We start from the raw sequence: 21,861 nt of genomic DNA, 5'->3' as shown, positions 1-21,861 counted from the left end.
TTATCGCCCACAACACTTTTTAAACTTGGTGCCACTGCCACACGGACAAGGGTCGTTACGCCCTATCGACTTAAACGGGTTAATTTGATGGGCGCCATGGCTGCCTTGCTGCACTTCATCTGCTGCTTTGGCGACTTCTTGGATCATTAGGTCCAATTGGTCGATGTAGCGACCGGGCTCAATATCTAAGCCAACTTCTTTCATTTGCGCCAGCGTCCCCGCCTCGTCATGCAGCAACAGCATCGAGGTCACCAGTGCGGATAACATGCGGCGACTTCCATCGCCGACGGTCGCTTCTTGCCAATGCGGCTCAACATAAGGCCATACCGCAAGAAAACCTTCGGCAAACGCTTGAGCCGGTTCGCTACGTAACGACAGTATCAACGCGTCTGGCAACTCATAGTCGTTGCGCATGAGAGCGTGATACTGCGCGTCAAGATGCGCGAGGATCGTCTTTTTATCGGCGTCAGGTAAATGGACATCGTCTTCATCAAGGCCTGCCGTCATCAATACCGATAACCATGTGTCCGGTGATAGCGGTGCGGGACAGATATTGGCGGCCAGCAGGGCGCCTTCTACAAAGCTGGCTGGCATGCCTTCCCATTCAGAAGAAAGCGTGATTAGTGTTGACATTCTGTCTCCCGTATCTGTTGAGTCGCGTCAGCGAGGCGAGCGTTATCCAGCTCACGCACTATCTCATCGGCGCGATTGAGCACGCGAATCGCTTTAAAACAAGCGTCTGCTTGCGGATAGTACTGACGTAAATATTTGAACCACTGTTTTATTCGGTTCGGGAAATACTGGCCCTTATCACCTTGTAGCTCGAGTTCGGTATAGCGTACCAATAACGTAAGCACGTCTGTCCACGCCATTGGTGCAACATTGTCTCGAATGTGGGCGCCAAGGTTGGGCATGTTCAGGGCGCCACGACAAACCATTAAGGTGTCGCACCCCGTGATGGCTTGGCAGCGTAGCGCATCCTCTCGGTGCCAAATATCGCCATTCGCGGTGACAGGAATAGGCAGTTGTTGATTTATCTCTGCGATCAAATCCCAACGAATGGTACCCGCTTTGTAGCCATCACGCTTAGTTCGACCGTGGACAACAAGCTCAGAGGCACCAGCTTGGTATACCGCATCAGCAATCTCCGGGTAGTCATCCAAATCGTTGTAGCCAAGACGAATTTTGGCACTCACCACATGGGCTGAGTCCACCGCATCGCGCACCGCTTTCACCACATCAAACATATGCTCTGGGGTCTTGAGCAAGGCCGCACCACCTCGGTTGCCATTCACCGTTTTTGACGGACAGCCAAAATTAATATCTATCCCGTGAGAGCCAAGCTCAATGGCTCGGACGGCATTGCGCGCCATCGCCACCGGATCTTGTCCCAACAGCTGCACACGCACCGGCGTGCCGGCGGCGGTGACGCCTCCTTGATGCAATTCAGGGCACAAGCGATAAAAGACCTTCTCGGGTAAACGCTGATCGACCACACGCACAAATTCCGTCACACAGAGACTGTAATGATTAATCTCCGTGAGCAGGTTTCTCATTAAGGGATCGAGTACCCCTTCCATTGGGCCTAAAACCACGCGAGGGGCAGATGGATATGTTTGACTCATGCCATGACCTTTACCAGTAAGGCGCGCTATTTTGCCAGCTTTTGCCGCAAAGCGCAGCTAACAAAAAAAGCCAGTCAAAATATGACTGGCTTTCATACTGTTAGCATTAGTGGTACAGACCTAGCCCTCTGCCTTCGCTGCCTCAACCATGGCCTCTAGCTGCGGATAAGGTAAATAGCCCGGCGCGACTTGATCGCCAATGATCATCGCTGGCGTGCCACGCAGCCCCAGCTCAACAAAGGCTCGGTAGTTATCCGCCACTGCTTTTCCTGTTTCTTCTGGCGTTTTTAGCCATTGCTCGGTCTTGGTTTTCTTGGCGATTTTCTCTAGCGAGCGCGCATCATGCATACCGCGCTTTTTCATCAGCAACTCATGAACCTGTGCAAAAGCCTCTGGCTGTTCTAGCCATACATTCATGGCATATACCGCAGAGTTGGTGCCCAGCTCATCAATGGTTTGTTGTTTAAGTGGTACGGCAATATTGATGACTTTGACATCATCATGCGCGGCCACCAATTTTTGCAGTTCATCTTCCAACTTTTTACAGTACGGGCAGTTGTAGTCCATAAAGTTCACCACAGTGACGGCTGGGTTTTCGGCACCAATCCAACTATGGGTCTTAGACTCAAACCAGTCGCGACGTTTGGCAAGGTTCTGCTTAAACGTCTGCTGCTGCTCAACAAACGTCTGCAAACTCTGATTAAGGTTGGCAATTAGCTTGGGGTTATCTTCCAACAAGCTAACAATTTCATCCAGTTGCGCTTGCTGTGTATCGCTTAAATTCTTGGCGCTAGCAGGCATGGCTAGCATCATGAGCGCAACACATGGCGCGATATAACGAGTGAAGGACATTGGGTTTCCTTTTTATTGATATAAATGCATTACAACAGTCTCAACCATAGGCCAAGGGGCGTGGTGAATCCGGTTGTAATTGAAGTAATTTTTCCTTGTTCGATCACCATCACGGTGGGCGTTACTTTCACTGAAAAGGCATTAGAAAGCGCCCCGCTTTGATCGTTCACCACAGGAAAATCATAACCATGATGAGCAAGGTATCCGGCCACATGTTTATCCGAGCCCGAGCGTAACGCGATCGAGACCACTTGCGCATGACCACTTAGCCAATCTACCGAGGGGGTCACAAAACGGCATACCCCACACCAACTTGCCCACACATAGACCAGCACCGGCTCTTGTTGCGACATGGCAACCAAATCTTGTTGGCGACCATCTAGTAAACGCATCGATGTCACCGGCACCTGACTGGTATCGATATCACGGCTTCGCCACCAATCGACGGCAGTGCTCGATATCAATACAAACACGATGAGCCAGCACAGATCACGCGCACCACGTTTGACCCGCTGACGCCATGACAGTTTCCTTTGAGTGGCCGTCATGGTGTTTTCGCCCGCTCAATCGCGGCCATCACCGCGTTATCGGTCAAAATCACCGGCAACGCGATCCCATCAGGTGCACCCGGACCATAGACAATATTGAACGGCACGCCATAGCGCTGGTGCTTTTGCAAATACTGCGTCACGGTATCACTCGGACGGGTCCAATCACCTTGCATCGTCACTACATTCGGCGCGGTAATCGCATCATAGACGGGCGACTGTAGCATTACCCCTACTTTGTTGGCATGGCAAGTAATACACCAATCGGCGGTCACATCAACAAACACCACTTGTCCCTGTTCGACGGCGCGCGTGATTGCTGCTTCATCAAGGCTTACCCAATCTGGTTCAGGATTGAGGGGCGTTGCCCAGTGCTGCGCGGTCAAGGACGCTCCTATCAGCCCAAGCACAATAATAACCAGCAACCCAGCCGAGCCTTTAATTGCTGCCAGCTTGCCAAGGGTCCGATATGTCAGCCACACAGTAGCAACCAGCAACAGTGTTCCTACTGCTATTGCACCTAAGACGCCAAGATAAGGCATCCATAACCAGAATAGCCACACTGTGGTGCCAGCCAGCAACAGCGCAAAGACCCGTTTGACATGGTTCATCCACGGGCCGGGTTTTGGCAATGCGCGAGTCAGCCCAGGGAAAGCAGCGACCAACAGCCACGGGAGCGCCATACCAATCGCCAGCGCGGTAAAAATCAGCCATAGTGCCGTCAAAGAGCCACCCAGTGCGTACGCCACAGCCGTGCCAAGGAAAGGGGCCGAACACGGTGTGGCCAGTAAGGTCGCAAACACGCCTTGCACAAAATGACCACTGTGGGTGTGACCCCCGCGTGTTGCTAGCCACGTCTGCCAGCTTGAGGGTAAATCAATACGCAGCACGTCGAATAGGCTCAGGGCAAAGAGCCAAATCACCAGCGTCATGACCCCGATAAAGATCGGACTTTGGAACTGGATGCCCCAACCCACCGCTTGTCCTGTTAGCTTGAGCGCCATCAGTAATCCAGCAATCGCCCAGAAGGAAACGAGTATCCCAGCTGCTGAGGCTAAAAACTGGCCACGAATGACACCACGAGTGGCGTTAGGGTTCGCAACAATGCTGTTGAGTTTGAGTCCCAGAACAGGGAGTACACAAGGCATCACATTCAAGATCAAACCGCCCAAGAGTGCAATCCCGCCAATCACCCAAATAGAAAGTCCCGCGTGTGCAACCACATGGCCTGCTCGTACCGTGATGCTATGCTCGGCGAGTAGCTGTTTATCCATGACGGTAACCTGAATCGGCTTGTCGGTAAGATTGGGGGTTTCAATCCAATTGGTTACATCAAAGGTCGCGGTCAGCGTATTGCCATCACGGTGGATACTCGGCACCCCAAAGGTGTCATCAATCACGGCCTCACCATCCACTAGGAGGTCAGGTTGCTGCCAAGCTTGGTTGCCCGTCACGGTGACGGCGAGCTGCTGTTTACTGGCATCCCAAACCGCAGAATCAAGCGTCACATTTGGGAGTGGTTTGGGCACCTGACTCATCGCTTGGTTAAACTGATACATCCGCTCGCCATCGGCCTCTAGTGCACTAGGCGTAAAGTCGAGCGAAATAGGATAGTCAGTGATCACACACACACTGGTACACGATGACAAGCGCAGCGTCGCATCCAGTGAAACCGGCTGTTGCCAGTGTTCAACATCCAATGTCAGAGGGAAAGCAACCTGCCCTTTATAGCCGAGCATGGTCAACCCGAGCTGCTCATAGCGCTTCGGCGCCGGCCAGTGCCAAGTAATCTGGTTCAGGTTTTGGCTGTCATTGATAATCAATTCGGGAGCCACGCCCCCTTCGCCGGGCGAGCGCCAGTATGTTTTCCAATCACCTTGCAAGCGGATAGAAAGTAAACCATCGAGGCGTAGTGTGTCTGGACGCCCTTGCCCAGTTAACGCTAAACGTGCCGTCACCGGCGGATGATCAGGATTGCTGAGCCAGCCGGTATCTGGGGCATTCGCTCGTGCAAGTGGAGTGAGTAGTAGTAAGCACAAAGACAACAACGGCAGCAAGACCCAAGCTGGCCAAGCGCGACCTTGTTTAACAGTGTGCCAATAGTCATTGATTCGATTCATAAGTCTGTTCCTTGTTAAGAATAAATACGCCATTTCAAAAACAGGCGCTTTATTCTCGGAACACACAAAAACAAAGGTGCCGTCGCCGATAGGTGGGTGGGTCGTGAGTGGGTAAGGTAATCGATACGCTCACCGTCGCCATAACCGCAAGTAATACAATCAGCCACCAAAGTGGCGCGGGAAGCCAATCGAGCGTCAACGCGGTAGGCTGAACAAGCTGCTCAGACAGGGCACATTTTTTCCCGACCGCACTCGCGTCATCATTTTGGTCTTGCATACTCAATGCTTGGCAAGCGGCTTGCACACCTGATTGCCAACTCAGTTGGTTTTGCAAGGCGCACACTGCCAGAACCCATATCGCTACCGCGAGGGCCCAGCCAGCTTTAGAACGACGTGCATACTCTTGCATTCCACCTCCTGTCGAGTTGGCGATCATTATGCCCAACAACAGAAAATAAACAATGGGTTATCCGCGAAGAACCATCGCCTTACGCCGTGGCTTGCGTGTCGATACAGTGCCGTCTTAACAAAAAAGGCACCGCAAGTGTCGGTGCCTAGCTAAACAACGTCATCATATGTCTGCCGCCACTAACGCCCGGCAGGATGATTCAAAATATGATCTTCCCAATCAATCACATCGATTTCGTATACCACACTGTCTTTGACCGAGATCCCTGCTTGGTGCATTGCCGCTTTTGAGCCAGTGATCAGAGGATGCCACTCAGGCAGCGGTTTATTCTCGGCCAACAAGCGGTATGCGCAAGTCTCTGGCAACCAATAGAATTCATCTATTTTATCGCGGGTAAGCTTGAGGCATGACTCTTCATAAGAAAAGCGATTGGGATAGTCTTTGCATGAGCACGTTTTATCATCGAGCAGACTACACGCCACGTTGGTGTAGTAGAGCTCGTCGGTCTCTTCGTCGATCAGCTTATGTAAACAGCAACGGCCACAACCGTCACATAAAGCTTCCCACTCCTCGTCGCTCATTTGCGCCAAGGTTTTTTGTTGCCAAAAAGGCGTGCTCATGATGTGTACTCTCTTATATTTTTCCGCTTTGTGGCGGTAACGACATTGCGCCGCTGTTATAACCATCATAGCGGTAAAGTGCAAGCGACCTTCCCTTCCCGACTTGGCGACAACCAACGTCAATGGTAGAGTGCCTGCCCGTTTTGCTCTGATACCGAGGTTTTATGCCCACTACGCCGACATTCTCGTGCCGTTTAGGCTGCGGCGCGTGTTGTATTGCCCCGAGTATTTCCTCTCCAATACCCGGTATGCCTGACGGTAAACCCGCAGGAACACGATGTGTCCAACTCGACGAGCATAATTTATGTAAACTGTTTGGTCGTCCTGAGCGACCTGCGGTGTGTAGTGCCTTTAGCGCTGACAAAGACGTGTGCGGTGAGAGTACCCAACAAGCGTTAGATAACTTAATTTACCTTGAGGCGGCAACATAAAAAACGCCAGCCCAGTGATGAGCTAGCGTTATTGTAGCGAAACGCGTGTTCTCGCTTTAGCTTTGAATACCTACGATCAACCAAGGTGCATTGGGCTGGGTCAAATCACGCTCCAGATGCCAAATATCCGAGATATCTTCTTCTACACCCTCGACACGATCACAGTAACGACCGGTGAATTTCAAACTCAGTTGGGCAGTGCGACTGTCGTAATCGGCACGCACAATCTCAGCATCCACATACATCACTTCGGTGTGTTGCTCCCCGCCTAATCGCGCTCGTTCGGCGGCTAAGTCGTTATACAGCGCTGGCGTCACGTACTCTTGGATTTTCTCCAATTCGTTATGGTTCCAAGCGCCTTGCAAAATACGGTAGTGTTCGCGCGCGCCACTCAAAAAGCTTTGCATATCGAATTGTGGCGGGAAGTTAAAGGGGACATCGGTTTGTGTTTCCCCGAAACCACCCGACGTCGCGCTGGTGTCTGTAGCATTGTCACGAAACGCTGAGGGCTGTTCGTGATAATAGCCTTTGTTTTGTCCCGCGTAAGCGGGCCCTTGCGCCTGAGCACTGGCTTTGGCCTGTGTCATGCCTCGCAAGAACTTCATAATCAGGTAGGCAATTAAACCAAGGATTAAGATATCCATAAATTGGATACCCTCAAAGGCACCACCAAAAAAGGCCGCCAACAAACCACCGGCGAGTAAGCCGCCGAGTAAACCACCCATCAAGCCTTTTTTACTGCTGCTTTTGGTCGGGCTTTGTTTGATGGTGTTGGTATCGGTTGTTTTTTGCTTAGGGGCGGGGGCGGTTTTAAAGCTTTTGCCAAATGACTTACCGCCACCAAAGCGCTTGGCTTCTGCGTAAGGCGCTGAAACAACGAAGACAAACATCAGCGCTGCGACAGAGAGTAATTTTTTCATGATTGCTTTATCTGTGGTTTATGACTGATGTCATGCTAGAGTGTCTGGAAGTGAAGTCAATCCTATGACTGACATTAATTGTTACCAAACGTCACCACCGGATTCGGGAACCATCGCGAAGTTTGGCGCACTCAAGGAACCATTTACGCTGTCACGACTCCAAGCTCACAACGCATTTATTTACATTGATAGGACTGGACCATGAATGATACCCACAGCAAGTTTATCGGTTATCTGCTTTGGATCTTTGGCTTTCTTGGCGCACACCGTTTTTACTATGGTAAACCTGTCACTGGGACGCTCTGGTTTTTTACCCTCGGCCTGCTCGGGATTGGCTGGATTATCGATCTCTTCTTGATCCCGCTAATGGATAAGGAAGCGGATCTACGTTTTCGTAGCGGACAAACCAATTTCACCGTCGCTTGGCTACTGCTGACCTTTTTAGGTGTCTTTGGGGTCCACCGTATGTACATGGGGAAATGGATCACTGGGGTCATTTACCTGTTTACGGGCGGTTTCTTCTTACTCGGCGTGCTATATGATTTTTGGACGTTGAATGATCAAGTCTCAATAAAAAACAGCCAAAAATTTGCCTAACGCCACTATCGACTAGCAGTAATCAATAACCGTTATTTCCCGCTGACAAAGCCAATACCGGGTGTGAACACTGATTGCCAATCGCATAACCTAATGATGCGCAACCCGTTTAAAGGTTGCGCACTCGCCTCGCCTTGCTAGTATAAGTCGCTTATTGCACCGCTAAACGGACCGATGTACTCATGAGCCAACAGTTTCAGCTTCTACGCGAGCGACGCTTTCTGCCCTATTTCATCACACAGGCGTTAGGGGCCTTTAACGATAACGTTTATAAAAACGTGTTGGTGATCATGGTCGCATTTGCTTCCGCCGAGCAATTGCCAATGGATGCAACTCTGTTTATTAATGCCGCGGCGGGGCTATTTATTCTGCCTTTTTTCCTGTTTTCTGCCTTTGCCGGTGAACTTGCCGACAAATACGACAAAGCCCTTATCATGCGGCGCGTGAAATGGCTGGAAGTCGTAATTATGTCGAGCGCCGCGATTGCCTTGTATTACGAATCATGGACAGTGCTGCTAGGATTATTGTTTATGATGGGCACCCAGTCCGCCTTTTTTGGCCCGGTAAAATACGCTCTGCTACCACAAACCTTGAGCGATAAAGAACTGGTCTCGGGCAATGCGCTCGTCGAAACCGGCACGTTTTTATCTATTCTACTCGGGACCTTACTCGCCGGATTTATCGCTCATCACCCACATGCCAATGTGGTTGCCGGCGCCGCGGTATTAGCCTTTGCACTGCTGGGCGTGCTATCGGCACATGCGATCCCCCCCGCGCCTGCCGGTAATCCAACCCTCAATCTGCGCTATAAACCCATCGCACTGATGAAACAAACCTTGCGTTTTGCACGCCAAGACAAAGTGACCTTACAGGCCATTTTAGGTATCAGCTGGTTTTGGTTTCTTGGTGCAAGCTACCTGACCCAATTTCCTAAATACACCGCCTTGCTGGGCGGGAATGAAACCGGTGTTTCCTTCTTACTGACTCTATTTTCAATCGGTATCGCGGTGGGCGCGCTGCTGTGTGACAAGCTGTCCGGCCACCGTATCGAGCCCGGTATCGTCCCCTTGGGAAGCCTTGGGCTTACCGGCTTTGGGTTGCATTTATTTTTTGCCACGCCCGCCAGCCCAACTGTGCACAGCGATTTAATCGCCTTTGTGACCGATCCGGCACTGACGTGGGTATTTATCGATTTATTGATGATTGGCGTGTTCGGTGGGATCTTTATTGTTCCCTTGTATAGCCTGATGCAACAGCGCGCCGATAAAGCCGCGCGTGCACGCGTTATTGCCGCCAACAATATCTTCAATGCGTTGTTTATGGTGGCAAGTGCCATTCTTGGCATCACCCTCTTGGTGGTGATCAAAATCTCCATTGCCGAGTTTTTCCTGTTACTGACAGTGCTCAATTTATTGGTGGCTATTTATGTCAGTCAGTTGGTGCCGATTTTTGCACTGCGCTTTTTTACGTGGATGATCACGCACACCTTGTATCGGGTGAAGCATAAAGATTTACACCATATTCCCGAACAAGGGGGAGCCTTACTGATTTGTAATCATGTCAGCTACATGGACGCGCTTTTGCTGGCGGGCGCTTGTCATCGTCCGATTCGCTTTGTGATGTTTGAAGACTTGTACAAATTACCCGTGCTGCATTGGTTTTTCCGCACCTCAAAAGTGATCCCCATCAGTCACCGAGGACGCACCATTCGCGCCGCGATGAATGAGATCCAACGCGCGTTAGATAATGGCGAAGTGGTGTTGATTTTCCCAGAAGGTCACCTGACCTTTGATGGTGAAATAGACCAGTTCCGCCGTGGCATGGATATGATTCTGCAGCGTTCACCGGTCCCTGTCGTACCCATGGCACTGCAAGGCTTATGGGGCAGTTATTTTAGCCGACATGGAGGAAAAGCCATGTTAAAACTGCCAAAACGCTTTTGGTCAAAGGTGACTGTGGTGGCCGGCCCCGCCGTTGAGCCGGAAAAAGCCACCTCCGCGTATATGCGCGACGAGGTGATTCGCTTACGTGCCGACCGGCCTTAGTGTTCGATTTGCTGGCTTGCCCATTGGGCAAGCTTCACACGTGACGGCTTGATACTGACACCCTGCTCTAATATCGGCCACGGCAAAAAAGCAATGGGACGTTGATAAGGCGCTAGCGAATGACAATGCGCCGTTAATTGCGCCTGATCCAGTTGCGCTGTGCTTTGCACTATCGCCACTGGACGCGCGCCAAATTCATGGTCAATAACCGGGACAACCACGACTTGGCTGATCTCGTCTCGTTGGAGTAAGTGATTTTCAATACGCTCAGGCTGAACATTTTCTCCACCGCAGATAAACTGATTATCCTTACGCCCGATAATGCGCAACACAGGCCGCTGGCGGCGCGTCTCCCATCTCGCCAGATCCCGGGAGGCTAAGCCTTGTTCTGTCGAAAGCGCCTTTAACCGTCCCGCTTGCCAATATCCTAACGCGAGCGTGTCGCCACGATGAATCACTTCACCATCGCTCGCCAGCGCAACGGCGCGATACGGCAAAGGCTCACCGACATCGTCATGGCCATCGGCGCGCTTTAACGTGACGGTCGATGCGGTTTCTGTCATGCCATAGCCACACCAACAAGCAATGCCCTGTTGCTCAGCTAGTTGTGTCAATCGTGCGGGAATCACTGCACCGCCCAGTAATACATGCTTAAGTCGAGAAGACGCTTGCCGCGCGGCCAACCAAGGTAAGGCGCGATAGAGCTGTGTGGGCACCAAGGAGGCGTGTGTCACCCGAGTCAGTGATTCGGGTAAAGCTTCTCCCTGACAAGGGAAAATGGAGAGGGTGGCACCTTTGAATAACCAGCGCCACACAATAGCCAGCCCCGACACATGAAAAAGCGGCAACGATAACAACCAACTATCGGTGCTACTGCTCGGCCTCTCCTCGTACTCAGACAGCCCTTGATACGGCAGCATCTGGGTTAAACCTGCCGCACTGGCAAGGTGTTGATGCGCGGCATGTACCACGGCTTTGGGCTTTCCTGTTGATCCCGATGTCAGCGTCATGGTGAGCGGTTGCCGTGGTTGCCAAGACGCTATCGATATCGCGTCGGCTCCCCTTGCCTCATTTTGAGCGCAGTCCAGCCATTGAAATTCGCCAAGTTCAGCCAACACGGCGGCTTTCACGTCGTCACTTAAAGCATGATTGAGCACTAAGGTGATCTTGCCTGCTTGCCATGCAGCAAGCAGGCCCACCACTAAGCGCTGGGGAGCAAGACGACTGTCGAACACCACCACTGGCGCGGCATTAAACTGCGTTTGCTGACGGTCCACATCCGCCACCAGCGCCTGCCATGTCAGTGAGGTGTCACTCTCGATGGCAAGCGAGTCTGGCGCACAGTCAGCCCAGTGCCGCCACGGCCATACCTTAAATCCGAACGCCGAGGCCGTCACAATGTATTCACCCAGATAAGGGGCTGGTCATGTAGAGGCGCTAATGGCTGCGGCGCACCCGGCCACGTACGATCAAGTTGATGAGCAAAGATACTCAGGGTATCAAGCCCAGGAACCACATCAGGCGTTAACCAGGTGGCAAAGCGTGATAGCTGTGTGAGTCCAAGGCTTGATTCTAGCGCAGCACTGATCACAGCCTGCTTGCCAAGCGTTTTCGCGCTATCAATCCAGCTTGTCAGTGACGCAAGATCGCCCATCAAGGTGGGCTTGAGTACCCACACTGAAGCGAATTCACTTTCAATCAATTCACTGTCATCGTGATCACGCAATGTCTCATCCCAAGCGAGAGGAAAGCCCAGCTGTTGCGCACAGCGCAGTGATTGCAAGGGGTCGGCACAGGGCTCTTCAATCCAGCTAATCCGCTGTTGATGTGCCTCACTCAAACCTTGCCAAAACTGGCTTAGCTGCTCTGGCCGCCAACGCCGATTGGCATCCAGTCGCAAGGTTAATGTCGGAATCGCCTCCAGTAAGGTCGTGACCATCAACCGATCGCGCGCCACCTCATATTCGCCTACTTTTACCTTGGCTTGCGGTGATGGCGTTTGACTTGGTCCACTCAAGGCTTGTAAGAGCGCATCAGGATCGCCCGTACAGACAGGCACAGTCGCAAACGTCGCCTCCGTCGGTAGCTTTTGCTCCAACTCCGCTTGCGCCACACTCACTCCCCATGCGACTGAGGGCGGTAATTGCGTCATCGCCACATGGCGGTGATCACACCATGCCGCGGTAGCGGCAATCAACGCATGGCGTGCTTGTGCAAAGCTCTCTTGGCTAAACCCCGGCAGAGGCGCCACTTCGCCCCAGCCGCGACGTGCGCCTTCGCTCAGTTCAACCACTAACCCTTCCCGCTCAGCCAGTCGCTGGTCGCGCACAAATACGCCCGACTGGATCGGTAACCTATAGTGGTAGATCCGTGCCTGCCTCATACTCACCTCATGGATTGCGTGGGAAACGATTGAACGCCGGACGGCGCTTCTCGTTGAACGCATTGCGCCCTTCTTGCCCTTCTTCAGTCATATAGAACATCATGGTTGCGTTCCCTGCCAACTCCTGCAACCCAGCTTGTCCGTCACAGTCAGCATTCAACGCGGCTTTTAAGCAACGCAGTGCCATCGGGCTGTGCTGCAGCACTTCACGACACCAGCGCACGGTTTCGCGCTCCAAGTCGGCAAGTGGCACCACGGTGTTTACTAGTCCCATATCCAACGCTTCTTGAGCGTTATAGAACCGACATAGGAACCAAATTTCACGCGCTTTCTTTTGACCCACAATGCGAGCCATGTACGAGGCGCCCCAGCCACCATCAAAGCTGCCCACTTTGGGCCCGGTTTGGCCGAATTGGGCGTTATCGGCCGCGATGGTCAGATCGCACATCATATGTAGCACGTGACCTCCACCCACAGCATAACCGGCCACGGCAGCAATCACAGGCTTTGGACAGGTACGGATCTGACGCTGAAAGTCCAGCACATTAAGATGATGGGTGCCTTCGTCGTCTTGATAGCCACCGTAGTCACCACGGATGGATTGATCGCCTCCTGAACAAAAGGCTTTTTCGCCTAAACCGGTCAAGATGATCACTCCTACATCACTGTCGTAACGGGCATCAGCAAGCGCTTGCATCATTTCTTTGACAGTTTGGGGACGAAAGGCATTGCGAACTTGGGGGCGATTAATCGTAATACGCGCAATACCGTCTGCCGATTTATGGTAAAGAATGTCGCTGAATGTCAGATCAGCCTCTACCCACTCAATGGGTGCATACAGTTCTTGTTCGGTTATACCCGGCGTAATAGCCATAGGATCTCCCCTTTATAGGTTGGTTGGGGCAACGCCCTGAAAAGCTGCACTTGCGAGTAATGCGTGTACAAAGCCTTGTGGATTTGATAGGTGACAGTTGTGACCCGCTTCAGGGATTACCGTGACACCAATCCCAGTGGTTTGATGCAAGTGTTTGGCAAGTGCATGGAATTTTTTATCGAGCTCACCACAAAGGTAGTCAATGACGAGCCCGTGTTGAAAACAGTGTTTAAGCGCACTGCATAAGTCGGCTTGATGGCCTAGCGACGTCGCCAATAAGGTATCCGCTACGGCCGAACCGTGATTCGATAAGCGCCGTTGGACCATCGCGCAACGGGCTGATTCATCAAGAGATTGAAAGACAGGCTGGCGATACCAATCGTCTAGCACCGCGTCTAACGGCTGATGACGAAAGCGTGTGGCCCATTGCTTATCATGTGCGAGTCGCTGCTGACGGGCCTCGTTATCAGCAAGTCCCGGATGACCGCCTTCTAACAACACGCCAGACCAGCGAGTGGGTGCGTAGGTAGCGCAATGCATCGCTAAACGCGCACCAAGGGAGTAACCGACCAATAGCGCTGGCTGCCGCCCCCATACCTGCTCACAAGTTGTCAAAATGGCATCACACGCATCGTCAAAATGCTGACATTGCTGTGTCCAGCTCGCGCCGTGTCCGGGTAAATCAAGGCATAACCAGTGACAATGGGAGAGCGCAGCAGTTACGGCTTGCCAATCGTCGCCGCAACCCAGTAACCCATGTAAGAACACTACCCGCGGCCCATTGGGATCTCCACCTTGGCGATAGGTGAGTCGACTAGCCATGCGCAACCTCCGCCAATAAACGGTTCAGTACACTTCCCGCCTCGCCTGCAGGTGTATTGACTTCGATGACCTCTGCGCCGGGTGACTGTAACGCCCCTTGCAAGGTTTCACTAAAACTCACTACGTTTTTGGGCTGGTGGTAAGACAAGCCAAACATAGTTGCTGCCGGTTCAAAGCCCAAGCCATGCGGCATGCGGTAGTAAGCATCTCGCAGGGATGGCTCAACCGGTAGCATATCGAAAATCCCACCGCCGTCGTTATTAAGGATCAAAATAACCGCTGGGGCAGGTGCATGACGCCACAGCGCTAAACTGTTTAAATCATACAAGGCGCTGGTATCTCCCAACACCACCAGCATCGGGTGCTGATTCACTCGCTGCACGCCCGCGGCACTTGCGAGTAAGCCATCAATACCCGACGCCCCCCGATTGGCGTATACGCGATAATCACTCAGCTCACTCCAAATATCGGCTAAGCGAATCGTCAAACTATTGCCTAAAAACACATCACACTCTGAGGGCAGCCACTTAGTCATAGACTGAAAAAGGCGATGTTCGGATAGGCTGTCTTCCACCTTTGCGTACACGTGTTGCCGTTGTATCTGTGCCGCTGTGGTCACCGCCTGCGCCCAGCCGCTTACTGGTCGTTGCAATTGCGTAAACGCATCCGATAACGCGTCTAGACCTTCCTCCCATTGCTGGGGCATAAACCGTATGTATTCACTGGACCGATGAGCAGGATCGAGCGCTTGTTCCCGATCGGTGATCAGCCAGTACGGCACTTCTATGTTGGCCAGCCACTGCCCTAACCGTTTGGATACCAAACGACCACCGAGTTGAATGACCCACTCGGCCTCATCCAATAGCGCGCGAGTGCTAGGCGCGTTGAGCCACAAATCATGCCCCGGCGCCGTGCTTTTGACGCCGGATTGTGGGTCGGCCAGCACCACCGCATCGAGGACGTTTGCCAACCGCGCCACCTGAGCGCCTACGTTGGCCGGCAGCGCACCAGCAATCAATACCACCTTGCTGCTTTGCGACGCGAGATGTTGCCAAGAGGCAGGCATCTGCCACTGCGTTCTGGTTGGCATCATGCTCACATACGGCTTGTCATCAGTAAGCCATTGTCCCAATCCTGCCCGCAATGATTGCTCACTCGCTCGGTCACGCTCGCCATAGAAAGGTTCTCGAAACGGGCAGTTGATATGCACACTGCCACCATGCTGGGCCTGCTGAGCCATCAGATGATCAATCTTGCTCAGGAGTGCTGACAAGGGCATCGCGGTCTCAGGGGCAGGAAGAGAGAGCGTTTGCGTGACATGGGAAGAAAACAAGCGGGGTTGCTCAATGGCTTGATTGGCACCACAGTCAACCAACTCAAACGGTCGGTCGGCCGATAAGATCACCAAAGGTTCGCCGGTTAAGCGGCTTTCCGCCACCGCAGGGAGAAGATTCGCCACCGCGGTGCCAGAGGTGACAACCACCGCAACCGGACACGCATGCGCTTTTGCCAGCCCTAGCGCTAAGTAGCCTAACCCGCGCTCGTCAAAGTGACTGTGCAAAGTGACACCGCGTCGCGGATGCTGGCTTTGCTTTACAGCAGCGAGCGTGAGCGGTGTAGAGCGAGAACCCGGCGCAATACATATGTGCTGCACGCCCAGTCGCGTAAGCTCGTCAATAATCACTTCAGCCCATGTGTGGGTGAGCGCCAGCGTCATCCGCACACTCCTGTCATTCTTTCGGCTGAGAGGGGCACTGGAGCATCCGGTAAACATTGGCGCAAGGTCGTGAGTTTATTATCCAGCTCCTGCCATTCGGTATCCGGATCTGAGCCCGGCACAATGCCTGCCCCTGCATAGAGATCAATGGTATGGCCTGAAAGCTGCGCACTGCGAATAGCAACGCAAAACTGGCTTTCACGCTGTGAGATATACCCCACCGCGCCACTGTAGCGTCCGCGAACAATGCCATGTTGAGAAAGAAATGCGCGCGCCAAATCACGCGGCAACCCCGCGACAGCGGCGGTAGGCTGAAGGGCGCTTAACAATACCGTATCGTCCACACCGGGGCCGACAATCGCACTGATGCGGCGGCGCAAATGTTGTAAATGACGCAATACCATTAAGTGCGGAGCAGGATCGGCAGTTACCGTGAGTGCATGACGGCGTATTCCCGCCAAGATATCGTCAACCACTAATTGGTTTTCGTGAATATTTTTATTGTCGTGTAGCAACCACTCACCTAATTGGTGATCATCGCTGAAGGTCGCGCCACGCTTGACGGTCCCCGCGACCGCTTCGGTACTGACACGACAATCGCGGCGCCGATACAAGCGTTCGGGCGTCGAGCCAAGAAATGCATCTTGCTCGCTAGTCGCAAATAAAAAGTGGAAGCTTTCTGCATTATGCTGCTGGCTGTGACTGAGTAACTGGCCGGCGCTAATGGGAGCATCCAACGTCAACCGTGTTTGTCGCGCTAAAACCACTTTTTTAAGCGATGTCGATGCCATCTTCTCCAACGCCGTGGTCACCGATTGACACCACCCCTGATACGTCGGGGTATGGTTTTCGTGTTTGACGTGACTCTGCATGGGGGCCAATGGCCGCCCCAACCAGATCACTTGGCTTAGTATCGCTTGGCTATCCACACCCGCCTGTACATTAACAGAAAGCTGCCAATGGGCATCGCGGCGGATCAACTCGACGACCGGCAGGAAAAAATCACCATCCCCAGCGCCATCATCAAACGCCACACATCCCCAAATTCGCTGCTGTGGCGTGAGTGAAGCTTGCGCTTCATGTAGCTGAGAAAAACGGCGGCACGCCCCTAACACCAATGCCTCTTCGCGGCCATCGCGCGACTGCCAATACATTTTCGGGAAGACAGGTTGGGCATCCAGCCAAGCAATCGGGGAAAGGTTACTCGGCCAGTCAAAATCTGCTTGTAACAGAGCGGGGGCTTGGCATATTGCCAACTGGCTCTGTAACTGATTGGCCGCTTGAATCAGGGTAGTCACGACATCCTCCAACCGCATCGGGCGGCAGTCCTATTCGCAAATCGTGTACGGCTTTATGTAGCACGTAATTAATGCTTGTCAGTCTACCTGTCCCCTGCGGGGATAAACATGCGCTAGATCAGTCTTCTGTCGAACTTGGTCGATTTTTTTGCCCGACAGCCACCGGTAAAACTTTATTCGTTTATCTCTTTCGAATCAGACCGCGAATAGTGTAAGTTACCAAAAAAGCCTAATAACAATATTCACCTTTTACTAAACAGGAAAGTCAATGCAACACATCGGGATGTCCGCCAAGCTGGATGACGTCTGTTACGACATCCGTGGCCCAGTGATGAAAGAAGCCAAACGGCTTGAAGAAGAAGGCCACCGCATTTTAAAACTCAATATCGGCAACCCTGCGCCTTTTGGCTTTGATGCGCCAGATGAGATTTTGGTCGATGTGATCCGTAACCTTCCCACCTCACAAGGTTACTGCGATTCAAAAGGCCTCTATTCCGCACGTAAGGCGGTGGTTCAGCACTATCAAAAACGCGGTTTGATGGACTTAGATGTTGAAGACGTCTATCTGGGTAACGGTGCTTCAGAGCTTATCGTGATGGCGATGCAAGCCTTGCTCAATAATGGCGATGAGTTATTGGTGCCGTCACCGGACTATCCGCTGTGGACCGCGGCGGTGTCACTGTCGGGTGGCAAGCCGGTGCACTACTTGTGTGATGAAGAATCGGACTGGTATCCAGATCTTGATGATATCAAGGCGAAGATCTCGGCTAAAACACGCGGCATCGTGCTCATTAACCCGAACAATCCAACGGGTGCGGTATACAGTCGCGACTTTTTGCTGCAGGTGGTTGAGATAGCCCGCCAGCACAATCTGATTATTTTTGCCGACGAAATCTACGACAAGATCCTTTATGACGGCGCGCAGCATCATTCTATCGCCACCTTGGCCCCTGATGTGTTGTGTTTAACTTTTAACGGCTTGTCAAAAGCCTATCGAGTCTGCGGCTTTCGCTCTGGCTGGATGCTGGTCACTGGCCCCAAACAGCACGCTCGGGGCTACATTGAAGGCTTGGAAATGCTGGCTTCGATGCGCCTTTGCGCCAATGTGCCGATGCAGCATGCCATCCAAACAGCTCTGGGCGGTTATCAAAGTATTAACGAGTTAATTCTTCCCGGTGGCCGTTTATTAGAACAGCGCGATAAAGCGTACGAGCTGATTAATCAAATCCCTGGTGTGAGCTGCAAAAAGCCTAAAGGAGCGCTCTATCTGTTCCCGAAGATCGATACTAAGCGCTACAACATTCACAATGACGAAAAGATGATGCTCGACTTTTTATTGCAAGAAAAAGTCTTGATGGTACAAGGCACCGGCTTTAACTGGCCCAAACCGGATCATTTTCGGATTGTCACCTTGCCTCGCGTGGATGACTTAGAAATGGCTATTAGCCGCTTTGAACGCTTCCTCTCGGGCTACAGCCAGGTCACGACCGTGGCTACGTGATACTTGCGTTTTTCATCAAGCAGCGGTAAAACGCTGCTTGATTCCGTTCTCAAACAGCGATCATCATGTCTCGATACTGCGCGTCTTGTCATAAAGCGAAAGCGATTTGTGTGTGCGATGCCGTCACACCGCTGACCAATACCATTCCCGTGATTATTCTGCAGCATCCCGATGAGGTCTCACACCCCAAGAACAGCGCATGTTTGCTCGCGCTTGCCCTGGATAATTGCCTGTGTTGGGTGGGCGAGGATTTCAGCCAACATGCCGCGCTTAACGATGCACTCGCGCAATCGGAGCGACGCTATGCCGTCTTGTATCCGGGCGAGCACGCTTGCTCACTTTCATCACTGACCGAGTCATTGGATGAGGACGACAAGCAGCTGCCATGGGGGATCATATTACTCGACGGGACATGGAAAAAAGCCTACAAGATGTATCAGCTTTCAACCAACCTGCATGATTTACCCACCGCTACCATCAACACCATGCCATCAAGCCAATACAGGATACGTAAAAGCCGCAAGCCGGGCGCCTTGTCTACCCTAGAGGCAGGATTTGCCGCGCTTAGCGAACTCAGTGGTGACAGTGAGCATTATCAGCCATTACTCGCAAGCTTTGAGGCCATGATCGCGCGCCAACTGGCATTTATGCCGGCATCGCGCACGCCATCCGGCGGGCAGGACGACTAGCGAATCGCATAAAGCGGGCCATTGCTGGCGGCGGTAAACATGGTGCTATGCAGCTTCTGGGCAAAACTGTCGGTCATCGACGACAAATAATCCGCAATGACACGCATTCCTGACTCACCCGCCTGTTGCGCTATCAGCCAATCTTGCCGGTAATCTTTCGGCAGGAGACGTTCCGGGTCGGAGGCAAACGCATCAAAAAGCTCCATCACCAATTGTTGCCCTTTGTACTCCACTACTTGAAGCTCTGGCTGTTTAACCACAAACTCACTGACAAAGCGTTTCAGTGTCTCCAGTACACCTGCCATCACATCCGGCAAAAACGCATTCCACGCCAGTAACGGTGATTGAAAGCACTGTGCCCCATCTTGCACGGTGGGCGCAATCTCAACCGACGTGAGCAAGGTGTTCACCAGCGCGCCAATCGCATCTTTGCGCTCATAAGGAGGGCCAAACATCTGCTCACTCAGCTCCCCAATATGGCTTTCTAACCATGGATCGCCACACTCGGCGAGCACACTGGCAACCGCTTCTTGCCACTGTTCTCGGTTCACTAAGCCCATCACTATCGCATCTTCAAGATCATGAACGCCATAAGCGATGTCGTCCGCCAGCTCCATGATGGAGCAATCTAAAGATTTAAAGCGGGTTTTGCGGTGTTCGCCATCAGGTTGGTTATCACGAAAGGTTAAAAAGAGGGCTTTATCCGCGTCACATAATGGTTCGAAGACCCAATCGCGCCGCGCACTATCATGATCATAAATGCCCTTAGCAGGTTGCCAATCGCGCGCCTTCAAGTGCCGAAAGTCCGTCACCGGCGTGGGTGATTGTCCGTTATGGGCAGCGCTGATTAAGGCAGGGTACTTCATCACTCCCAATAAGGTTCGTCGCGCTAAGTTCATACCATGATGCTGAGTATAAGGCTCTAGCAAGGTGACAATACGGAACGTTTGGGCATTGCCTTCAAACCCACCCTCTTCACGCATCATGTAATTCAGTGCGATCTCGCCGCCGTGGCCATAGGGCGGATGACCAATATCATGCGCTAGACACAAACTTTCCATCAGTCCGGTTGAAGGCAACAGCGCTCGAAAGGTCGGCTGCTTTTCTTTCAGTTGCGCGACAATCCCAGTACCAATTTGGGACACTTCTAATGAATGCGTGAGTCGAGTGCGATAAAAATCACTGTGTTCAGCCCCCAACACCTGCGTTTTCGCTTGTAGGCGGCGAAAGGCCGCCGAGTGTAAAATGCGCGCTCTATCGCGCTGATAGACGGAGCGTTTATCATTGCGTCGCTTTTTATTTTCATTGCGCATGCGACGCGCTTGCCACGCGTCAGGAAGATTAAAGTCCATCGTCACTAATCTCATCGAGCGATAAGGTAAAACTATGAACAAACGTCGCCATAAAGTAATCGGTCGCCGGCGAACGGCGCTTTTCCATCGCCGTCTCTAAGCGCTTTTTAGCCTGCTCAAACTCATGATTGCCAGCCGCAATCTCTTCCAAACACTTGAGGTAAGCACATAGCGTGTCGGCTTGCTTGACTAGCAAATAATCATCTGCATCGATCGTGTCTGAATCAATCAGGCTACGGTAATCGTCTTGTAGCTCTGGCGGTAACATCGCAATCAGTTTTTGCTCCGCCATTTTCTCGATCTTTTTATATTCGGTCGCAATAGAAGGATTGAAGTACTTCACCGGCGTCGGCAAATCACCAGTAATTACTTCACTGCAGTCATGAAACATGGCTAACACCGCGATCCGATCAGGCTGATAATGGCCGCCAAACCGCTTGTTATTGATAAGCGCGAGTGCATGTGCCACAAAGGCAACTTGTAAACTGTGCTCTGAGATGTTTTCTGCGGAAACATTGCGCATTAATGGCCAACGATAAATCAGCTTCATCCGCGCGAGGTGGGCAAAAAAGTGGCTTTGTTTTTGAGTCATCGCATCCTGCTACATTGACGGTTATGGAGTCATTGTGTGTCTTGGCAGGCAAAGACTCAAGCCTTATTCGCGCAAAGGTTGTGCAAAACCTTTGCGCGTGGGGGTCACTTAGACTTTGATACGATCCCGGTTTTTCTTTAGCGTCGCGCTCCCAATCCCTTTAACCTTAATCAAATCATCCGGTGCGCGAAAAGCGCCGTGATCATCGCGATATTCGATGATCGCGGCGGCTTTTGATGGCCCCACGCCCTCTAACTTTTCGGCGAGGGTTTTAGCATCTGCGGTATTGATGTTGACCTGTATGGTCTGCGCTTGAGCCGCCTCAGGGGTCGCGCTGTCATCCGCGCTCCACGCCGTGGGTGCCAAGACCAAAGAGAGAGCAAACATTAGGCAAGTGAGTAGCTGTTTCATCAGATATCCTCTGTTGATTAATTTTCGCTCTCAACCTACGCCACTCCTACAAGCC

22 protein-coding genes are annotated in these 21,861 nt (G+C 52.3%); 5 read left to right on the top strand and 17 right to left on the bottom strand.

Annotated features, from left to right (window positions below; genetic code table 11):
- The 7 genes from E8E00_RS03540 to E8E00_RS03510 form a co-directional block, all read right to left on the bottom strand.
- Entirely contained in the window at positions 1–633 is a 633-nt protein-coding gene (locus E8E00_RS03540; protein WP_096629465.1) for an SEC-C metal-binding domain-containing protein, read from the bottom strand.
- Positions 621–1,625, bottom strand: a complete 1,005-nt coding sequence (dusC, locus tag E8E00_RS03535) for a tRNA dihydrouridine(16) synthase DusC (protein WP_069589999.1) — start codon at positions 1,623–1,625, stop codon at positions 621–623. Before dusC ends, E8E00_RS03540 begins: the two co-directional genes overlap by 13 nt.
- A gap of 120 nt (positions 1,626–1,745) precedes the next feature.
- Positions 1,746–2,477, bottom strand: a complete 732-nt coding sequence (locus E8E00_RS03530; RefSeq protein WP_077455711.1) for a DsbA family protein — start codon at positions 2,475–2,477, stop codon at positions 1,746–1,748.
- Positions 2,478–2,506: 29 nt separating this feature from the next.
- Positions 2,507–3,025 carry a protein disulfide oxidoreductase gene (locus E8E00_RS03525; protein WP_077481337.1) on the bottom strand — a complete coding sequence of 173 codons (519 nt, stop codon included), beginning with the start codon at positions 3,023–3,025 and terminating at the stop codon, positions 2,507–2,509.
- Positions 3,022–5,145 (bottom strand): protein-disulfide reductase DsbD, encoded by a 2,124-nt coding sequence (locus E8E00_RS03520; RefSeq protein WP_096629468.1) that lies wholly within the window; start codon positions 5,143–5,145, stop codon positions 3,022–3,024. Before E8E00_RS03520 ends, E8E00_RS03525 begins: the two co-directional genes overlap by 4 nt.
- A gap of 49 nt (positions 5,146–5,194) precedes the next feature.
- Positions 5,195–5,554, bottom strand: coding sequence for a hypothetical protein (locus E8E00_RS03515; protein WP_096629471.1), 360 nt, complete (start codon positions 5,552–5,554; stop codon positions 5,195–5,197).
- 179 nt (positions 5,555–5,733) lie between these two features.
- A complete protein-coding gene (locus tag E8E00_RS03510) occupies positions 5,734–6,174 on the bottom strand; it encodes a YcgN family cysteine cluster protein (RefSeq protein WP_077455708.1) in 441 nt (146 codons plus the stop codon).
- 164 nt (positions 6,175–6,338) lie between these two features.
- Here E8E00_RS03510 and E8E00_RS03505 point away from each other — a divergent pair, with 164 nt between their 5' ends.
- A complete protein-coding gene (locus E8E00_RS03505) occupies positions 6,339–6,605 on the top strand; it encodes a YkgJ family cysteine cluster protein (protein WP_077455707.1) in 267 nt (88 codons plus the stop codon).
- Positions 6,606–6,661: 56 nt separating this feature from the next.
- On the opposite strand, the gene E8E00_RS03500 is transcribed toward E8E00_RS03505, so the two are convergent.
- Positions 6,662–7,525 (bottom strand): Tim44 domain-containing protein, encoded by an 864-nt coding sequence (locus E8E00_RS03500; RefSeq protein ID WP_096629474.1) that lies wholly within the window; start codon positions 7,523–7,525, stop codon positions 6,662–6,664.
- Between the two features lie 201 nt (positions 7,526–7,726).
- Between E8E00_RS03500 and E8E00_RS03495 the strand changes: the two genes are divergently transcribed.
- Entirely contained in the window at positions 7,727–8,122 is a 396-nt protein-coding gene (locus tag E8E00_RS03495) for a TM2 domain-containing protein (RefSeq protein ID WP_077662245.1), read from the top strand.
- A 182-nt stretch (positions 8,123–8,304) separates the two neighbouring features.
- Entirely contained in the window at positions 8,305–10,167 is a 1,863-nt protein-coding gene (locus E8E00_RS03490) for an MFS transporter (RefSeq protein WP_096629477.1), read from the top strand.
- Here the strand turns inward: E8E00_RS03490 and E8E00_RS03485 are convergent.
- Genes E8E00_RS03485 through E8E00_RS03460 form a run of 6 tightly spaced genes read right to left on the bottom strand, consistent with a single transcriptional unit; the run spans position 10,164 to position 17,261 of the window.
- Positions 10,164–11,564, bottom strand: a complete 1,401-nt coding sequence (locus E8E00_RS03485; protein WP_168174046.1) for an AMP-binding protein — start codon at positions 11,562–11,564, stop codon at positions 10,164–10,166. The genes E8E00_RS03490 and E8E00_RS03485 overlap by 4 nt on opposite strands.
- Positions 11,561–12,550: an o-succinylbenzoate synthase gene (gene menC, locus E8E00_RS03480; protein ID WP_096629483.1), complete on the bottom strand. Its 990-nt coding sequence runs from the start codon at positions 12,548–12,550 to the stop codon at positions 11,561–11,563. The genes E8E00_RS03485 and menC overlap by 4 nt, the downstream gene beginning before the upstream one ends.
- Before the next feature lie 7 nt (positions 12,551–12,557).
- Positions 12,558–13,424 carry a 1,4-dihydroxy-2-naphthoyl-CoA synthase gene (gene menB / locus E8E00_RS03475; RefSeq protein WP_096629486.1) on the bottom strand — a complete coding sequence of 289 codons (867 nt, stop codon included), beginning with the start codon at positions 13,422–13,424 and terminating at the stop codon, positions 12,558–12,560.
- Between the two features lie 12 nt (positions 13,425–13,436).
- Positions 13,437–14,246, bottom strand: a complete 810-nt coding sequence (gene menH, locus E8E00_RS03470) for a 2-succinyl-6-hydroxy-2,4-cyclohexadiene-1-carboxylate synthase (protein ID WP_096629489.1) — start codon at positions 14,244–14,246, stop codon at positions 13,437–13,439.
- On the bottom strand, positions 14,239–15,963 hold the full coding sequence (menD, locus tag E8E00_RS03465) for a 2-succinyl-5-enolpyruvyl-6-hydroxy-3-cyclohexene-1-carboxylic-acid synthase (protein ID WP_096629492.1): 1,725 nt from the start codon (positions 15,961–15,963) through the stop codon (positions 14,239–14,241). The genes menH and menD overlap by 8 nt, the downstream gene beginning before the upstream one ends.
- Entirely contained in the window at positions 15,960–17,261 is a 1,302-nt protein-coding gene (locus tag E8E00_RS03460) for an isochorismate synthase MenF (protein ID WP_168174047.1), read from the bottom strand. The genes menD and E8E00_RS03460 overlap by 4 nt, the downstream gene beginning before the upstream one ends.
- Before the next feature lie 268 nt (positions 17,262–17,529).
- Here E8E00_RS03460 and E8E00_RS03455 point away from each other — a divergent pair, with 268 nt between their 5' ends.
- Together E8E00_RS03455 and E8E00_RS03450 are read left to right on the top strand one after the other, a co-directional pair.
- Positions 17,530–18,762, top strand: coding sequence for a pyridoxal phosphate-dependent aminotransferase (locus tag E8E00_RS03455; RefSeq protein WP_069590543.1), 1,233 nt, complete (start codon positions 17,530–17,532; stop codon positions 18,760–18,762).
- 65 nt (positions 18,763–18,827) lie between these two features.
- Entirely contained in the window at positions 18,828–19,451 is a 624-nt protein-coding gene (locus E8E00_RS03450; protein ID WP_096629498.1) for a tRNA-uridine aminocarboxypropyltransferase, read from the top strand.
- On the opposite strand, the gene E8E00_RS03445 is transcribed toward E8E00_RS03450, so the two are convergent.
- From E8E00_RS03445 to E8E00_RS03435, 3 genes are all read right to left on the bottom strand, one after another.
- A complete protein-coding gene (locus E8E00_RS03445; protein ID WP_096629502.1) occupies positions 19,448–20,803 on the bottom strand; it encodes an anti-phage deoxyguanosine triphosphatase in 1,356 nt (451 codons plus the stop codon). The genes E8E00_RS03450 and E8E00_RS03445 overlap by 4 nt on opposite strands.
- Positions 20,793–21,395: a 5'-deoxynucleotidase gene (gene yfbR, locus E8E00_RS03440; RefSeq protein ID WP_069590549.1), complete on the bottom strand. Its 603-nt coding sequence runs from the start codon at positions 21,393–21,395 to the stop codon at positions 20,793–20,795. The genes E8E00_RS03445 and yfbR overlap by 11 nt, the downstream gene beginning before the upstream one ends.
- Before the next feature lie 108 nt (positions 21,396–21,503).
- On the bottom strand, positions 21,504–21,806 hold the full coding sequence (locus tag E8E00_RS03435) for a ComEA family DNA-binding protein (RefSeq protein ID WP_096629505.1): 303 nt from the start codon (positions 21,804–21,806) through the stop codon (positions 21,504–21,506).
- Positions 21,807–21,861 lie beyond the last annotated feature (55 nt).

This window comes from Salinivibrio sp. YCSC6 (genome assembly GCF_004916735.1).
GTDB classification, from domain to species: Bacteria; Pseudomonadota; Gammaproteobacteria; order Enterobacterales; family Vibrionaceae; genus Salinivibrio; species Salinivibrio proteolyticus.
The sequence above is the reverse complement of the archived record's forward strand: the minus strand, read 5'-3'. Positions and strand labels throughout refer to the sequence as shown.

Bases quoted from the DNA above. Each gene is read 5' to 3' on its own strand.
- E8E00_RS03540 (WP_096629465.1), bottom strand. From the start codon at position 633: ATGTCAACACTAATCACGCTTTCTTCTGAATGGGAAGGCATGCCAGCC.
- dusC (WP_069589999.1), bottom strand. From the start codon at position 1,625: ATGAGTCAAACATATCCATCTGCCCCTCGCGTGGTTTTAGGCCCAATG.
- E8E00_RS03530 (WP_077455711.1), bottom strand. From the start codon at position 2,477: ATGTCCTTCACTCGTTATATCGCGCCATGTGTTGCGCTCATGATGCTA.
- E8E00_RS03525 (WP_077481337.1), bottom strand. From the start codon at position 3,025: ATGACGGCCACTCAAAGGAAACTGTCATGGCGTCAGCGGGTCAAACGT.
- E8E00_RS03520 (WP_096629468.1), bottom strand. From the start codon at position 5,145: ATGAATCGAATCAATGACTATTGGCACACTGTTAAACAAGGTCGCGCT.
- E8E00_RS03515 (WP_096629471.1), bottom strand. From the start codon at position 5,554: ATGCAAGAGTATGCACGTCGTTCTAAAGCTGGCTGGGCCCTCGCGGTA.
- E8E00_RS03510 (WP_077455708.1), bottom strand. From the start codon at position 6,174: ATGAGCACGCCTTTTTGGCAACAAAAAACCTTGGCGCAAATGAGCGAC.
- E8E00_RS03505 (WP_077455707.1), top strand. From the start codon at position 6,339: ATGCCCACTACGCCGACATTCTCGTGCCGTTTAGGCTGCGGCGCGTGT.
- E8E00_RS03500 (WP_096629474.1), bottom strand. From the start codon at position 7,525: ATGAAAAAATTACTCTCTGTCGCAGCGCTGATGTTTGTCTTCGTTGTT.
- E8E00_RS03495 (WP_077662245.1), top strand. From the start codon at position 7,727: ATGAATGATACCCACAGCAAGTTTATCGGTTATCTGCTTTGGATCTTT.
- E8E00_RS03490 (WP_096629477.1), top strand. From the start codon at position 8,305: ATGAGCCAACAGTTTCAGCTTCTACGCGAGCGACGCTTTCTGCCCTAT.
- menC (WP_096629483.1), bottom strand. From the start codon at position 12,550: ATGAGGCAGGCACGGATCTACCACTATAGGTTACCGATCCAGTCGGGC.
- menB (WP_096629486.1), bottom strand. From the start codon at position 13,424: ATGGCTATTACGCCGGGTATAACCGAACAAGAACTGTATGCACCCATT.
- menH (WP_096629489.1), bottom strand. From the start codon at position 14,246: ATGGCTAGTCGACTCACCTATCGCCAAGGTGGAGATCCCAATGGGCCG.
- menD (WP_096629492.1), bottom strand. From the start codon at position 15,963: ATGACGCTGGCGCTCACCCACACATGGGCTGAAGTGATTATTGACGAG.
- E8E00_RS03455 (WP_069590543.1), top strand. From the start codon at position 17,530: ATGCAACACATCGGGATGTCCGCCAAGCTGGATGACGTCTGTTACGAC.
- E8E00_RS03450 (WP_096629498.1), top strand. From the start codon at position 18,828: ATGTCTCGATACTGCGCGTCTTGTCATAAAGCGAAAGCGATTTGTGTG.
- E8E00_RS03445 (WP_096629502.1), bottom strand. From the start codon at position 20,803: ATGGACTTTAATCTTCCTGACGCGTGGCAAGCGCGTCGCATGCGCAAT.
- yfbR (WP_069590549.1), bottom strand. From the start codon at position 21,395: ATGACTCAAAAACAAAGCCACTTTTTTGCCCACCTCGCGCGGATGAAG.
- E8E00_RS03435 (WP_096629505.1), bottom strand. From the start codon at position 21,806: ATGAAACAGCTACTCACTTGCCTAATGTTTGCTCTCTCTTTGGTCTTG.